Raw genomic sequence first — 15,185 nt, forward strand, 5'->3', positions numbered from 1 at the left:
GAACTCTTAACGGAGCCGTCGCCATGGGGCACTACAAGTCGAATCTGCGCGACATCGAGTTCAACCTCTTCGAAGTACTCGGGCGGGACAAGGTGTACGGCACCGGTCCGTTCGCGGAGATGGACGTCGAGACCGCGAAGAGCATCCTGGAGGAGCTGACCCGACTCTCGGAGAACGAGCTCGCGGAGTCCTTCGCGGACGCCGACCGCAACCCGCCGGTCTTTGACCCAGAGACGAACACCGCGCCGGTTCCGGCGTCCTTCAAGAAGAGCTACAAGGCTTTCATGGACTCCGAGTACTGGCGGCTCGGCCTGCCCGAGGAGATCGGCGGCACCACGGCCCCGCGCTCCCTGATCTGGTCTTACGCGGAGCTGCTGCTCGGCGCGAACCCGGCCGTGTGGATGTACTCCTCGGGCCCGGCGTTCGCCGGCATCCTCTACGACGAGGGCAACGACGTCCAGAAGCACATCGCCAAGATCGCCGTGCAGAAGACCTGGGGCTCGACCATGGTGCTCACGGAGCCCGACGCGGGCTCCGACGTCGGCGCCGGCCGCACCAAGGCGGTCCAGCAGGAGGACGGCTCCTGGCACATCGAGGGCGTCAAGCGCTTCATCACCTCCGGTGAGCACGACATGGAGGAGAACATCCTCCACTACGTGCTCGCGCGCCCGGAAGGCGCCGGTCCCGGCACCAAGGGGCTGTCCCTCTTCCTCGTCCCGAAGTACCTGTTCGACTTCGAGACCGGCGAGCTGGGCGAGCGCAACGGCGTGTACGCGACGAACGTCGAGCACAAGATGGGCCTCAAGGCCTCCAACACCTGCGAGATGACGTTCGGCGACCGGCACCCCGCCAAGGGCTGGCTGATCGGCGACAAGCACGACGGCATCCGCCAGATGTTCCGCATCATCGAGTTCGCGCGGATGATGGTCGGCACGAAGGCCATCTCCACACTGTCGACGGGCTACCTCAACGCGCTGGAGTACGCCAAGGAGCGCGTCCAGGGCCCCGACCTCGCGAACTTCATGGACAAGACCGCGCCCAAGGTCACCATCACCCACCACCCCGATGTGCGCCGCTCGCTGATCACGCAGAAGGCGTACGCGGAGGGCATGCGCGCGCTGGTGCTCCACACGGCCTCCATCCAGGACGAGATCCAGGTCAAGGAGGCCGCGGGCGAGGACGTCTCCGCGCTGGAGGCGCTCAACGACCTGCTCCTGCCGATCGTCAAGGGCTACGGCTCCGAGAAGGGTTACGAGCAGCTCGCCCAGTCGCTGCAGACCTTCGGCGGCTCCGGGTTCCTCCAGGAGTACCCGATCGAGCAGTACATCCGCGACGCCAAGATCGACACCCTGTACGAGGGAACGACGGCGATCCAGGGCCAGGACTTCTTCTTCCGGAAGATCGTCCGCAACCAGGGCTCGGCCCTCAACTCCCTCGCCGAGGACATCAAGAAGTTCCTGGCGCTGGGCACCGGCGGCGAGGACCTCGCGGGCGCCCGTGAGCACCTGGCCAAGGCGGCCGTCGAGCTGGAGGCCATCGTCGGTCTGATGCTGACCGACCTCGCGGCCACCGAGCAGGACGTCAAGAACATCTACAAGGTGGGCCTCAACACCAGCCGCCTGCTGATGGCCTCCGGTGACGTCGTCGTCGGCTATCTGCTCCTCAAGGGTGCCGCGATCGCCGCCGAGAAGCTGGAGACCGCTTCCGCGAAGGACAAGGCGTTCTACACCGGCAAGATCGCGGCGGCGAAGTTCTTCGCGGCCAACGTGCTGCCCGGCGTGACGCTGGCCCGCAAGATCGCCGAGGGCGTCGAGCTGGACCTGATGGAGCTGGACGAGGCCGCGTTCTAGGACACACCTGTACAGCTGCACACGTCCTCACGAGGGCCCGCTCCGCATCGCCGGGAGCGGGCCCTCGTACGTCGTTAAGGTGAACCCATGAGCGCACCCCACCGCCTCGACCGCGGCCACACCGACGACCTCATGACCTTCCTGGCGGCGAGCCCCACGCCGTACCACGCGGTGGCGAACGCCGCCGAGCGGCTGGAGAAGGCCGGCTTCCGCCAGGTCTCGGAGACGGACGCCTGGGACGCGGAGACCGAGGGGGCCTCCGCCTCGGGGAGCGGCGGCAAGTACGTGCTGCGCGGCGGCGCGATCATCGCCTGGTACGTCCCCGAGGGTGCGGCGCCCCACACGCCGTACCGCATCGTCGGCGCGCACACCGACTCCCCGAACCTGCGGGTCAAGCCGCTGCCGGACACCGGGGCGCACGGCTGGCGCCAGGTCGCCGTGGAGATCTACGGCGGGCCGCTGATGAACTCCTGGCTGGACCGTGACCTGGGGCTGGCCGGCCGGCTGACCCTGCGGGACGGTTCGACGCGGCTGGTGAACGTGGACCGGCCGCTGCTCAGAGTGCCGCAGTTGGCGATCCACCTGGACCGCGCGGTGTCGGCGGAGGGGCTCAAGCTCGACAAGCAGCGGCATCTGCAGCCCATCTGGGGTCTGGGCGACGATGTGCGCGACGGTGACCTGATCGCCTTCCTGGAGGAGGAGTCGGGGCTCGGCGCGGGCCAGGTGACCGGCTGGGACCTGATGACGCACTCCGTGGAGGCGCCCGCCTACCTGGGCCGGGACAAGGAGTTGGTGGCGGGCCCGCGCATGGACAACCTGCTGTCGGTGCACGCCGGGGTGGCGGCCCTGACCGCGGTGGCCGGCTCGGAGCCGCCGTACATCCCCGTCCTCGCCGCCTTCGACCACGAGGAGAACGGTTCGCAGTCGGACACGGGCGCCGACGGGCCGCTGCTCGGCGGGATCCTGGAGCGCTCGGTGTTCGCGCGCGGCGGGTCGTACGAGGACCGGGCGCGGGCCTTCGCGGGGACGGTCTGTCTGTCCTCCGACACCGGGCACGCCGTGCACCCCAACTACGCGGAGCGGCACGACCCGACGCACCACCCGCGGGTCAACGGCGGCCCGATCCTCAAGGTCAACGTCAACAACCGCTACGCCACGGACGGTTCGGGCCGCGCCGTGTGGGCCGCCGCCTGCGAGAAGGCCGGCGTGCCCTTCCAGTCCTTCGTCTCCAACAACTCCATGCCCTGCGGCACGACCATCGGTCCGATCACCGCGGCCCGGCACGGCATCAAGACCGTCGACATCGGTGTGGCGATCCTGTCGATGCACAGCGTCCGGGAGTTGTGCGGCGCGGACGACCCGCATCTGCTGGCCAATGCTCTGGTGGCGTTCCTGCAGGGGTAGTTCGCGGGAAGTGGGGGTACCCGCAGGTTCGGGCCGGAACGACCGGACCTGACAGGGAGGCGACACTCATGGGCCTCGGCGGGTGCATCATCCTCATCGCCGTGGGAGCAATCCTCACGTTCGCCACCGACTGGCACATGCAGGGGGTCAACCTCGACCTGGTCGGTGTGATCCTGATGATCGTGGGGCTGATCGGCGTGACGACGTTCAGCAGCATCGCCCGGCGGCGGCGCGTGGTGGTACCGCCCACCACGCCGACAGTCGTCGAGGAGGAGCGACATGTGCGCCGGGACGGATACTCCGACGGATACGGCGTTTAAGTCGGATTCATAGGACAACCTTGAGCAATCTGTGATCCGGGATGACTTGTCTGCTTGTGTGAAAGTCGTGAAGACTCGGGATCCTTGAGAGCCCGGGGGGTCAGCAGTGCCGGGCGTGAACCACCAGCACACCCGGGGGCTCCCCGTGCTTCACCCCACGACGACCGTCGCGGCCCCCCATCCGGGATCACCGCGCCCTCACCGGCATGCCGCTCGCCGCGCGCACGCCGCCCCCGACGACTTCGACGGCCCGCAGCGCCTGGTGGCGCTGATACCGGCCCACAACGAGCAGGACCGTATCGCCGACGCGATCCAGGGCCTGTGGCGGCAGACCCGGCGTCCCGACCTGATCGTCGTGGTGGCCGACAACTGCACCGACGCCACCGCCGAGATCGCCGTCGCGCACGGCGCCCAGGTCTTCGCCACCCAGGGCAACACGCACAAGAAGGCCGGCGCCCTCAACCAGGCCATCGCCTGGGTGCTGCCCCATCTCGAGGACCGCGACCTGCTGTTGGTGCAGGATGCCGACACCGTGCTCAACCCCTGGTTCAGCGAGACGGCCATGGGCACCTTCAACCGCAAGGTCGGCGCCGTCGGCGGGGTCTTCTACGGCGAGGACGGCGGCGGTCTGCTCGGACTGCTCCAGCGCATGGAGTTCCACCGCTACGCCTGGGAACTGGAGCGCACCGGCGGCAAGGCCCAGGTGCTCACCGGCACCGGCACCATGTTCCGTGCCCGCGTCCTGCGCGAGGTGCGCGTCGCCCGCCGCGACGGAGTGCTCGGCGGCGGCCACGCCTACTACAGCCTCGCCTCGCTCACCGAGGACGACGAGATGACCAAGGCGGTCAAGACCCTCGGCTACCGGACCATGTCCCCGGCCGGCTGCGCGGTCACCACCGAGGTCATGCCCAGCCTGGGCAAGCTGTGGCACCAACGGCTGCGTTGGCAGCGCGGGGCGCTGGAGAACCTGCGCGACTACGGCTGGACACGTGTCACCGCCCGCTACTTCATGCAGCAGTTCCTCATGGGGTTCGGCGCGCTGTCCTTCCTGGTCTATCTGACCTACATGGTCACGTACACCGCGCTGTACGGCTGGCCCGGCTTCTCGCCCTTCTGGACCGCGATCGGGCTCGTCTTCGTGGTCGAGAAGACGGTCTCGGTGCGCCGGGCGGGGCCGCGTGCCGTGCTGATGGCGGCGCTGATGATCCCCGAGATTCTCTACGACCTCTTCCAGCACGCCGTCTACTTCACCTCGCTGTGGGGCCTGTTGCGCCGCAGCGAGGAGAAGTGGGTGGCCACGTGACCCTCACGTCCCTCGAAGGAGAAACAACATGTACGGAAGAGTGATCGGCGCGGGAACGACCGGTGCCGGGGGCGCCACGCTCGCGGCGACCGGGCTGTGGTTGAACAGCATGGCGATGGTGGTGGCTGCCACGACGTTGGTGGCGGCCGGGGCCGCGCTGTTCAAGCTGGTTCCGCGGAGGCGCTGACCGCACTCCTGAAGGCAGACCGGGTGGCCCGTCGTACGCGGCGGGCCTCGTCTCGGTGGTGCGCCGGAATCACGTACAACCCTTGGGTCCCGCCAGAGGTCTCTTGATCGCCAACTGGCCGTGTCCCAGAGGAGAACACGTGGCAAACACGGACGGTTCGCACCCCATTGACGCGGATGCCCGCCAGGCATCCCCCGCATGCCGCAGGAGAACCCGCATGCACCAGTACCACCATCCGTACGTGCGACTCGCCCTCGCGACGGCCGCCGCGGCCGCGCTGACGGGCGGTCTGCTCACGGTCTCGGTGACGACGGCCACCGCCGCCGACTCGTTCAAGGTCGCGAAGGCCGACTTCAACGGCGACGGCGTCGGCGACGTCCTCGCCACGGCCGCCACCGCCTCCGTCAGCGGCCACGCCAACGCCGGCCAGGTCGTCGCCCTCTACGGCAGTCGCACCACCGGCGTGACCTCGGCCAAGCGCACGGTCCTGAGCCAGAACTCCGGCACCGTGCCCGGCAGTGCCGAGACCGGCGACCTGTTCGGCGGCGCGACGGCGTACGCCGACTTCAACGGCGACGGTTACGACGACCTCGCCGTGGCCTCGCCGTACGAGAAGGTCGGCACCGACACCGACGGCGGCGCCCTCGCGATCCTGTGGGGCTCGGCGAGCGGCCTCACCGGCAAGGCCAGTGACGTACCGGACCCGGCCGTCTCCTCGCACGACAACTGGGGCCTGTCCCTGGCCGCCGGCGACTTCGACGGCGACGGCAAGGCCGACCTGGCCGTCGGCAGCTCGGCCGCCACCCTCTACGTCTACAAGGGCGGCTTCAGCAGCTCCACCGGCCTGCCCGGCGGCCGCTACACCGTGAAGCCGCCGATCATGCCCGGCTCGGCCGGCTTCCCGTACGGCCCCGAGCAGCTCACCGCCGGCGACGTGAACGGCGACGGCCGTACCGACCTGGTGGTCGACGGCTACGAGACGCAGACCCAGAACGGCTGGAACACCAACTACTTCGTCCCCGGCACCGCGAGCGGTCTGAGCGTCGCGGGCGTCAAGACGCTCAAGCCGGGCATCGTCACCGGCATCGGTGACATCAACGGCGACGGCTACGGCGACATCGTCACCGGCGCCGGATGGGACGCCACGACCAGCGACGGCCAGACCATCCCGGACTCCGCGAACGGCGGCAAGGTCAGCGTCACCTACGGCTCCGCGTCCGGCCCCGCCTCGACCACCGGCATCACACAGAACACCGGGAACGTCCCCGGCAGTTCGGAGAAGGGTGACGCCTTCGGCTGGGACCTGGACCTGGGCGACGTCAACGGCGACGGGTACCAGGACCTTGTCGTCTCCACCCCGAACGAGGACCTCGGCAGCGTCACCAACGCCGGCATGGTCACGGTCCTGTACGGCTCGGCGAGCGGCGTCAACACGTCCACCGGCCTCCAGTCCTTCGCGCAGAGCACGGCGGGCGTCCCCGGCACCGACGAGAAGAGCGACCTGTTCGGCGCCGACGTCAAGCTCGACGACGTCAACGGCGACGGCAAGGCGGACCTGGTCATCGGGTCGTACGAGGACGGCGGCGACGGAGCGGTGACCTACCTGCCCTCCACCGGCACGAAGATCGGCACGACCGGCTCCCGCGCCCTCTCCGTGACCGCGGTGGGCGTCTCCACCTCGGGCAGCGCACAGTTCGGCGCGCTCTTCGCCGACTAGTCCGCACTCCACCGGGCGGTCGGCAGCAGAACGAGAGGGCGGGCCCGGAAAGCGGGCCCGCCCTTCCGTCACAGCCGGTCGGAAAGATCAGCGCAGGCCGGCGAAGAGGTCGTTCTCGGGTACGGCCGCGCCGGTGGCGTCCTTGACGCGTACGAACGTCTCCACGCCCATGAACTCGCCGAACCTCTCCTTGCCCATCCTGAGGAAGAAGATGTTGTCGCCCTGGCTGGCGTGCGCGGCCAACGCGTCGAACTTCTGACCGCTGAACGCCGTGGTGTCCACCCATSTGGTGATCTCGTCGTCGGGGAGGCCGATCTCGGCCAGCGCGGCGGTCTCGGCGGGGTCCGGCTCGGGCATGTCCTCATGAAACTCGCGGATGATCTCGCCGAACCGCTGCATCATCGAGCGGGGCATCGTGGTCCAGTACACCTTCGGCGTCAGCTCGGTCATCTCCAGCGCCGCCATCGTGATGCGGTGGGCCTGGATGTGGTCGGGGTGACCGTAGAAGCCGTTCTCGTCATAGGTGACGACCACATCAGGTCGGTAGTGCCGCATGAGTTCCGCGAGTCGGGCCGCGCCTTCCTCCACGGGGGTCCGCCAGAAGGATCCCGGCGCGTCGTTGCTCGGCCAGCCCATCATCCCGGAGTCGGCGTAGTCCAGCATCTCCAGATCGCTGATCTTCAGGACCTCACAGCTCGCCTCGAGTTCCTGGCGGCGCAGCTGGGCGACCGCCGCCGGATCGTGTCCGGGATCCCCCGGCTTGACACCCCCCGGCCCGTCACCGCAAGCGCCGTCGGTACAGGTCACGAGAACCGTGCGGATGCCTTCCGCCGCGTACCGCGCGAGGACTCCGCCGGTTCCGGTGGCCTCGTCGTCGGGGTGGGCGTGTACTGCCATGAGCGTCAGGGGCCGGCCAGTCATGAAGAAGTCCTCCTGCGGAAATACATCTCGGTCCGAGTGTGCGGCGGGCGTACCGCGATTCCGGGGACCGCATCCCGCCGGTCCCTCGTCGATGCAACCGCGCCGACCGGACCGACTGTTCCCGGCGCGGCCGGCTCGCCCGTACGGGTCGAGGATCGTCGTGCGGATCAGCTCGTGGGCGTCCCGGTCGACGTCGTTGCCAGGGGGAACGAACGCTCCCGCGACCGTGTCCTGGGACCGCAGCAGGTGGCCCTGCGGGTCACCCTGTCGGCCGAGGTCGCGGAGGCGGTGTCCCGCGGGCTCGTCTTCGACGCCCATCGCGGTGGTGTGCGGCGGCCGTGCGTGGAGCGGCCCGTTCCCGCCGTGCGGACGAGTCGCCGGGCCCGCTGCCCGCAGGCGCGAGAACGGCCGGAGGAGCCCTGACCGTCACCGGGCCTCGCGGGCGCACCGCTGTGTCCCCCTGGGGACGCCAGGACACCTCCACACGCGCGTGCGGCGCGAGAGGGACTCAGCCCGTCGGCCTACCGGCGGCGTTGCGGAGCCGGCGCCGGGGAAGCGGTAAGGACATGAGATTCCTCGTACGCGACCGGCTCCTCGGCTTCGGTGACGACTACTGGATCGAGGACGACCAGGGCAACAAGGTCTTCCTCGTCGACGGCAAGGCGATGCGCCTCAGGGACACCTTCGAGCTGAAGGACACCAGCGGGCGGGTCCTGATCGACATCCGTCAGAAGATGCTCGCCCTGCGCGACACCATGCTGATCGAACGCGACGGCGAGCCGCTGGCGACGATCAGGCGGAAACGCCTGTCGCTGCTGCGCAACCACTACCGGGTGGCCCTCGCCGACGGCAGTACCGAACTCGACGTCAGCGGCAAGATCCTCGACCGGGAGTTCGCCGTCGAGTACGACGGTGAGCTGCTCGCGGTGGTCTCTCGCAGATGGCTGCACGTGCGGGAGACCTACGGCGTCGACATCGTCCGGGACGACGCGGATCCGGCGCTGCTCATCGCGGTGGCGGTGTGCGTGATCCACCTCGCCGAGAAGGAGCGGGAGGACGACTGACCTGTGAGGTCTCAGAGCACCCGGTCCTTCAGGGCCGGGAACTGCTCCCTGGTCACGGACACCTTCCCGGGGTCGAACTCCACCGTGAGGATCTCCTCGGCGGCGCCCGCCTCCGCGAGGACCTCGCCCCACGGATCCACCACGATCGAGTGACCGGCCTGCGGAACTCGCGCGTGCGTCCCGGCCGTTCCACAAGCGAGCACGAACGCCTGGTTCTCGACCGCCCGCGCCCGGGCCAGCAGCGTCCAGTGCGCCCGGCGGCGCTCCGGCCAGCCCGCCGGGATCACCAGGGTCTCGGCGCCCGCGTCGACGAGACCGCGGAAGAGTTCGGGGAAACGGAGGTCGTAACAGGTGGCGAGGCCGACGGTCGTCTCCGGCAGACGGACCGTCACCAGGTCCTCGCCGCGGCCCATCAGCACGGCCTCGCCCTTGTCGAAGCCGAAGCGGTGGATCTTGCGGTAGGAGGCGGCCAGTTCACCGGAGGGTGAGAAGAAGAGGGAGGTGTTGTAGAGGGTGCCGTCAGGGGCCCGCTCCGGGACCGAGCCCGCGTGCAGCCACACGCCCGCGTCGCTCGCCGCCTTCGCCATGACCTCGTAGGTCGGCCCTTCCAGCGGCTCGGCCTCGCTCCCGAACTCCTCGAAGGCGAACGCCCCGGTGGTCCACAGCTCCGGGAGCACGACAAGGTCGGCCCCGGCCTGATCCCGTACCAGCGACGCCACGCGGCGCCGACGCGATTCGACCGATTCGTCCTCATCCACGTCGATCTGGATCAGAGAGGCGCGCACACTACCACCGTCCTGGCATTCGAGCCGTCCCTTACGGGCCTACGATCGTCACACGAAAGCACTGCCGGGGTGCCTCGCAGCAGCGTAACTTAGCGTTCCAAGACACCCGCCGACAGCCACCACCTCCATTGGCAACGCCGCCATCACCAGCCCGTGCTCCGACCGCCGAGGGGTCCCGTTCCGTGAGTCTGCATCCCACCCTCCAGCCCTACGCCGACGCCTGGACCCACTCCATCGAAGCGATATCCGAGCTGGTGACGCCCCTCGTGGAGGGAGAGTGGAACCGCCGCACTCCCTGTCCGGGCTGGTCGGTGCGGGACGTGGTGTCCCATGTCATCGGTCTGGACTGCGAGATGCTGGGCGACCCGCGCCCCATCCACACCCTCCCGCGCGACCTCTTCCACGTCACCAACGACCACCAGCGGTACATGGAGATGCAGGTCGACGTCCGCCGCCACCACACGGCACCGGAGATGACCTCCGAGCTGGAGTACGTCGTCATCCGCCGCAACCGCCAGCTGCGGAACGACTCCCGCGACCCCGGCACGAAGGTGCGCGGCCCGCTGGGCACCGAACTGACCCTCGCGGACTCCATGCGCCAGCACGCCTTCAACGTCTGGGTGCACGAACAGGACCTGCGCACCGCCCTCGGCCGGCCCGGCGACCTCGACTCCCCCGGCGCGCACATCGCCCGAGACGTCCTGCTCGAAGCGCTCCCCGACATAGTGGCCGTCAAGGCCGACGCCCCCCGCAGCTCGGCGATCGTCTTCGACGTGCACGGTCCCATCGAGTTCCTGCGCACCATACGCGTCGACATCCAGGGCCGCGGCACCCTGGAGACCGCCCCCGCTCTCGGTCCGGCCGCCACCCTGACCCTCGACTGGGAGACCTACGTCCGCCTGGCCTGCGGCCGCGTGAGCCTGGAGGCGGCGGCGGACCGGGTGAAGGCGGAGGGCGACCCGGAACTGACGTCCGCGATCCTCAGGAACTTCACGGTGACGCCGTAGCGGGTGACGGAGTCCGTCCCCCGGCGGACGAGGCGGGCCCGGCGCTCTGACGTCCGGTCAGGCGGGCACGTGGACCGTCTCCACCCGGCTCGCCACCAGCCGCTCCCGCTCCCGCCGGGCCGCCCGCCCGCGCAGCCGCAGGATCTGGCTGACGCCGAGCGCCTGGAGCACGAAGACGGAGGAGAAGGCGACGCTGTAGTTGTCGTCGGTCGCGTCGAGGAGCACCCCGACGGCGAACAGGGTGGTCATCGACGCGACGAACCCGCCCATGTTCGTGATGCCGGACGCGGTCCCCTGCCGCTCCGGCGGGTTCGCCGGCCGCGCGAAGTCGAAACCGAGCATCGAGGCCGGTCCGCACGAGCCGAGCACCACGCACAGCACGATCAGCAGCCACATCGGCGCTTGTTCGCCGGGGTAGGCCAGCGTGGCCGCCCACAGCAGCGCCGTCGCCCCCACGGTCCCGAGCGCGAGCGGCAGCCGCGCCTCGTGGTGCCGGGCGACGACCTGGCCGTAGACCAGACCGACGACCATGTTGGACAGCACGACGAGAGTGAGCAGTTCGCCCGCCACCGCCCGGGACAGCCCCTGCGCCTCGACGAGGAATGGCAGGCCCCACAGCAGCAGGAACACCATCGCCGGGAACTGGGTCGTGAAGTGCACCCACAGCCCGAGCCGGGTGCCGGGCTCCCGCCAGGACGCGGCGATCTGCCGCCGTACGTAGGCCGCCCCCTGGTGCGGGAACGGCTCCGGCTCGTGCCCCTCGGGGTGGTCCTTGAGGAAGAGGACCAGCAGAACCAGCACCACCACACCCGCGAGCGAGCTGCCCGCGAACGCCGGGGTCCAGCCGATGCCGTGCAGGAGCCGGGCCAGGACCAGCGTGGAGACCAGGTTGCCCGCCATGCCGGCGAGCCCGGCGAGCTGCGCGACCAGGGGCCCGCGCCGGGCCGGGAACCAGCGGGTGCCCAGGCGCAGCACGCTGATGAAGGTCATCGCGTCACCGCAGCCGAGCAGGGCGCGCGAGGCGAGGGCCGTTCCGTACGAGGGTGAGAACGCGAAGCCGAGCTGCCCCGCCGTGAAGAGCACCACGCCGAGCGTCAGCACCTTCTTGGTGCCGAGCCGGTCGACGAGCAGGCCGACGGGTATCTGCATGCCGGCGTAGACGAGGAGCTGGAGGATCGAGAAGGTCGACAGCGCCGAGGCGTTCACATGGAAGCGGTCGGCCGCGTCGAGGCCGGCGACCCCGAGAGAGGTACGGAAGATGACCGCGACGAAGTAGACGGAGACGCCGATGCCCCACACGGCCATCGCGCGCCGGCCGCCCGGAGGGTCACCCGGAAGAGTGGACCTCATCGAACCTCACCCCGGGCCAGATGCGAGAACCACTCGACATGCCCGTGAATCAGGCCTACGACCGCCTCCGCGTCGCCGGAGCGCAGGGCCTGGAGGATCTGCTCGTGCTCGGCGAGGGTCTTGGTGATGCGGTCCGGGTGGGCGTGCATCACGGCGACGCCCATCCTGAGCTGGCGGTCGCGGAGCTGGTCGTAGAGCCGGCTGAGGATCTCGTTGCCGCCGCTTCGGACGATCTCGGCGTGGAAGCAGCGGTCGGTGACGGCGGCGCCGGCCAGGTCCCCGGCGGCGGCCTGTTCCTGCTGCCGGGCGAGCAGTTCCTCGAGGCGCGCGATGAGCTGCGGGGAGGCCGGTACGGCCTTGCGGGCGGCGTGTCCCTCGACGAGCTGCCGGGTCTCGACTACGTCGGCGATCTCCTGGGCGGAGACCGGCAGGACCAGCGCCCCCTTTTTCGGGTAAAGCTTGATCAGCCCCTCGACCTCGAGACGCAGCAGCGCCTCTCGCACGGGCGTACGGGAAACCCCGACGGCCTCCCCCAGTTCGCCCTCGGTGAGCAGGGTGCCGCCCTCGTAACGGCGGTCCAGGACACCCTGCTTGACGTGGGCGTAGACGCGCTCGGCGGCGGGAGGCTGTTTCACGGCCAGACTCATGCCCACAGCATAGATACAACACGTACGCATGGTGAGTCCCGTTCCAGTATTCGGACCTCGGCGGGAACTCCCGTCCGTGAAAACCCCACCCGCCCCAGCCGGGGCACAACCTTGTGTGCTACTTACGTGTCACACACGTGCGGCCCCACTTTCTTCCCCTTCCAACTCGGCCGCACCCAGGGGCATTCGACGTATTCGGGGTATTTCAGTTGATTACCGCCATCAAGGGCCTCCGTGTCCGCAGAGCCGCAGCCGTTGCGATCACGACCGGCGCAGTGCTCGCCACCGGAGCTCTCACCGCGGCACCCGCGCAGGCGCTGACGACGCCGACCATCACCGCCAAGGGCGGATTCCTGATGAACAGCGCGACCGGCTCGACCCTCTACAGCAAGGCGCCGAACACCAAGCGGCTCACCGCTTCCACCACGAAGATCATGACTGCGAAGGTCGTGCTGTCGCAGTCGAACCTGAACCTGGACGCCAAGGTCACGATCAAGAAGGCGTACAGCGACTACATCGTCTCCAAGGGCGCTTCGTCCGCCCACCTGATCGTCGGCGACAAGGTGACCGTCCGTCAGCTGCTCTACGGGATGATGCTGCCTTCCGGCTGTGACGCCGCGATGGCCCTCGCCGACAAGTTCGGCACGGGCTCGACGGTCTCCGCGCGGACCAAGTCGTTCATCGCGAAGATGAACACGACGGCCCGCAGCCTCGGCATGACGAACACCAAGTTCGACTCGTTCGACGGAATAAGCAATGGTTCGAACGCCTCGACGCCGAAAGACCTCACGCTGCTCGCCCGCAACGTGATGAAGAGCTCGACCTTCAAGTCCGTGGTGAAGACCAAGTCGTACACGGCGAAGACCATCACCAAGACCGGCAGCACCCGCACCATGGGTGCCTGGACGAACACCAACACCCTGCTCGGCTGGAACGGCACGCTCGGCATCAAGACCGGCTCGGGCACCGACTCCAAGTACTGCCTCGTCTTCGCCGCCACGAAGAACGGCGAGTCCGTCATCGGCGCGGTCATGACCGCCCCCGACGCGGCCAACCGCACGGCCGACGTGAAGAAGCTCATCAACTACGGCTACGCGAAGATCAGCTGACGCCGGACCACGAAGGGGCCCGTCGCGCAAGCGCCGGGCCCCTTCAGCGTGGGACGACGTGTCCACCGCGGGCAGATCACGCCCAGGTGATCAACTTCTTCGGCTGCTCCAGGATCGCCGCCACGTCGGCCAGGACCTTGGAGCCCAACTCCCCGTCCACCAGGCGGTGGTCGAAGCTCAGCGCCAGGGTGGTGACCTGGCGGGGCTTCACCTTGCCCTTGTGGACCCAGGGCTGGAGCCTGATCGCGCCGACGGCGAGGATCGCGGCCTCTCCCGGCGGGAGGATCGGCGTGCCGGTGTCGACGCCGAAGACGCCGACGTTGGTGATGGTGACGGTGCCGCCCTGCATCGCGGCCGGGCTGGTCCTGCCCTCCTTGGCCGTGGCCACCAGCTCGCCCAGCGACTCGGCCAGTTGCGGCAGCGTCTTGGTGTGGGCGTCCTTGATGTTCGGGACGATCAGGCCACGGGGGGTGGCCGCCGCGATGCCCAGGTTGACGTAGTGCTTGAGCACGATCTCCTGGTTCGCCTCGTCCCAGGAGGCGTTGATGTCGGGGTTCCGCCTGATCGCGACCAGCAGGGCCTTGGCGATCAGCAGGAGCGGGTTCACCCGCAGGCCCTGCAGGTCCTTGTCCTGCTTGAGCTCCTCGACCAGCTTGAGGGTGCGGGTCACGTCCACCGTCACGAACTCCGTGACGTGCGGGGCCGTGAACGCCGAACCGACCATCGCCGCGGCCGTCGCCTTGCGGACGCCCTTGACCGGGACACGGGTCTCGCGGGCCGCGTCGTACGACGCGGTGGGAGCCGCCGCGGCAGTGACCGGGGCCTGCGTCACCACCGGCGCGGGCGCCTCGGCCGGGGCGGCCGCCGCGTGGACGTCCTCGCGGGTGATGATGCCGTCCGGGCCGGACGGGATCACCGTGGTGAGGTCGACGCCCAGGTCCTTGGCCAGCTTGCGCACCGGGGGCTTGGCCAGCGGGCGGGACTGCACGGTGGTGGCGGGGCTCGCGGGGGCCGGGGCGGCCGGGCTCGCGGGGGCCGGGCCGTGACCGTTCAGTTCGGTCTGGATCGCCACCGACGCCTGCTGGACCGGAACCTCCGGGCCCTTGCGGGGCCGGCGCTTGGTCGAGGAGGCCGCCACGCCGTAGCCGACCAGGACCGGCTGACGGCCCTCCGGCTTCTTCTCGGGAGCCTCGGGAGCCTCGGAAACCGCCAAGCCTTCGGGAGCCTCGGCCTGCGTCTCCGGGGCCGCGGGGGCCCCGCCCGCCACGTCCACCGCGATGATCGCCGTGCCCACGTCCACCGTGGTGCCCTCGGGGAAGCGCAGCTCGCGCACCACCCCGTCGTAGGGGATGGGCAGTTCGACGGCCGCCTTGGCCGTCTCCACTTCGCACACCACCTGGCCGTCGGTGACCGTGTCCCCGGCCTTGACGTACCACTTGAGGATCTCGGCCTCGGTGAGCCCCTCGCCCACGTCGGGCATCTTGAACTCGCGCACGGACGCTTCCGTCATCGTCGTCACGA

General features: G+C 69.5%; 15 protein-coding genes. 10 read left to right on the top strand and 5 right to left on the bottom strand.

Features of this window, described 5'->3' with window-relative positions; genetic code table 11:
* Positions 1-23: 23 nt before the first annotated feature.
* The 6 genes from BFN33_RS09590 (at position 24) to BFN33_RS09610 (ending at position 6,781) form a co-directional block, all read left to right on the top strand.
* Complete coding sequence (locus BFN33_RS09590) at positions 24-1,850, top strand: acyl-CoA dehydrogenase (RefSeq protein WP_069759464.1); 1,827 nt, start codon at positions 24-26, stop codon at positions 1,848-1,850.
* 87 nt (positions 1,851-1,937) lie between these two features.
* Entirely contained in the window at positions 1,938-3,254 is a 1,317-nt protein-coding gene (locus tag BFN33_RS09595) for a M18 family aminopeptidase (RefSeq protein ID WP_069759465.1), read from the top strand.
* Between the two features lie 68 nt (positions 3,255-3,322).
* On the top strand, positions 3,323-3,574 hold the full coding sequence (locus BFN33_RS09600; RefSeq protein WP_062040842.1) for a DUF6458 family protein: 252 nt from the start codon (positions 3,323-3,325) through the stop codon (positions 3,572-3,574).
* 262 nt (positions 3,575-3,836) lie between these two features.
* On the top strand, positions 3,837-4,877 hold the full coding sequence (locus BFN33_RS09605; protein ID WP_069759682.1) for a glycosyltransferase family 2 protein: 1,041 nt from the start codon (positions 3,837-3,839) through the stop codon (positions 4,875-4,877).
* 28 nt (positions 4,878-4,905) lie between these two features.
* On the top strand, positions 4,906-5,064 hold the full coding sequence (locus tag BFN33_RS53085) for a hypothetical protein (RefSeq protein WP_176742343.1): 159 nt from the start codon (positions 4,906-4,908) through the stop codon (positions 5,062-5,064).
* Between the two features lie 217 nt (positions 5,065-5,281).
* Positions 5,282-6,781 (top strand): FG-GAP and VCBS repeat-containing protein, encoded by a 1,500-nt coding sequence (locus tag BFN33_RS09610; protein ID WP_069759466.1) that lies wholly within the window; start codon positions 5,282-5,284, stop codon positions 6,779-6,781.
* An 87-nt stretch (positions 6,782-6,868) separates the two neighbouring features.
* Here the strand turns inward: BFN33_RS09610 and BFN33_RS09615 are convergent, their stop codons facing one another.
* Entirely contained in the window at positions 6,869-7,702 is an 834-nt protein-coding gene (locus BFN33_RS09615; RefSeq protein ID WP_069759683.1) for a PIG-L family deacetylase, read from the bottom strand.
* Positions 7,703-7,876: 174 nt separating this feature from the next.
* On the opposite strand from BFN33_RS09615, the gene BFN33_RS53090 reads away from it, so the two are divergent.
* Complete coding sequence (locus BFN33_RS53090) at positions 7,877-8,125, top strand: hypothetical protein (RefSeq protein ID WP_176742344.1); 249 nt, start codon at positions 7,877-7,879, stop codon at positions 8,123-8,125.
* A 143-nt stretch (positions 8,126-8,268) separates the two neighbouring features.
* Positions 8,269-8,766, top strand: a complete 498-nt coding sequence (locus BFN33_RS09620; protein ID WP_069759467.1) for an LURP-one-related/scramblase family protein — start codon at positions 8,269-8,271, stop codon at positions 8,764-8,766.
* An 11-nt stretch (positions 8,767-8,777) separates the two neighbouring features.
* On the opposite strand, the gene BFN33_RS09625 is transcribed toward BFN33_RS09620, so the two are convergent.
* Entirely contained in the window at positions 8,778-9,551 is a 774-nt protein-coding gene (locus tag BFN33_RS09625; RefSeq protein WP_069759468.1) for a carbon-nitrogen family hydrolase, read from the bottom strand.
* A gap of 182 nt (positions 9,552-9,733) precedes the next feature.
* On the opposite strand from BFN33_RS09625, the gene BFN33_RS09630 reads away from it, so the two are divergent.
* Positions 9,734-10,558 carry a maleylpyruvate isomerase family mycothiol-dependent enzyme gene (locus tag BFN33_RS09630; protein WP_069759469.1) on the top strand — a complete coding sequence of 275 codons (825 nt, stop codon included), beginning with the start codon at positions 9,734-9,736 and terminating at the stop codon, positions 10,556-10,558.
* A 57-nt stretch (positions 10,559-10,615) separates the two neighbouring features.
* On the opposite strand, the gene BFN33_RS09635 is transcribed toward BFN33_RS09630, so the two are convergent.
* Both BFN33_RS09635 and BFN33_RS09640 read right to left on the bottom strand, forming a co-directional pair.
* Positions 10,616-11,908: a nitrate/nitrite transporter gene (locus BFN33_RS09635; RefSeq protein ID WP_088245290.1), complete on the bottom strand. Its 1,293-nt coding sequence runs from the start codon at positions 11,906-11,908 to the stop codon at positions 10,616-10,618.
* Positions 11,905-12,555 (bottom strand): GntR family transcriptional regulator, encoded by a 651-nt coding sequence (locus BFN33_RS09640; RefSeq protein WP_069759684.1) that lies wholly within the window; start codon positions 12,553-12,555, stop codon positions 11,905-11,907. The genes BFN33_RS09635 and BFN33_RS09640 overlap by 4 nt, the downstream gene beginning before the upstream one ends.
* A gap of 260 nt (positions 12,556-12,815) precedes the next feature.
* Between BFN33_RS09640 and BFN33_RS09645 the strand changes: the two genes are divergently transcribed.
* Positions 12,816-13,664 carry a D-alanyl-D-alanine carboxypeptidase family protein gene (locus tag BFN33_RS09645; protein ID WP_069759685.1) on the top strand — a complete coding sequence of 283 codons (849 nt, stop codon included), beginning with the start codon at positions 12,816-12,818 and terminating at the stop codon, positions 13,662-13,664.
* A 76-nt stretch (positions 13,665-13,740) separates the two neighbouring features.
* On the opposite strand, the gene BFN33_RS09650 is transcribed toward BFN33_RS09645, so the two are convergent.
* Positions 13,741-15,183 carry a dihydrolipoamide acetyltransferase family protein gene (locus BFN33_RS09650; RefSeq protein ID WP_069759471.1) on the bottom strand — a complete coding sequence of 481 codons (1,443 nt, stop codon included), beginning with the start codon at positions 15,181-15,183 and terminating at the stop codon, positions 13,741-13,743.
* Positions 15,184-15,185 lie beyond the last annotated feature (2 nt).

Origin of the sequence: Streptomyces sp. LUP47B (genome assembly GCF_001746295.1) — a bacterium.
In the GTDB taxonomy this organism is placed as follows: Bacteria; Actinomycetota; Actinomycetes; order Streptomycetales; family Streptomycetaceae; genus Streptomyces.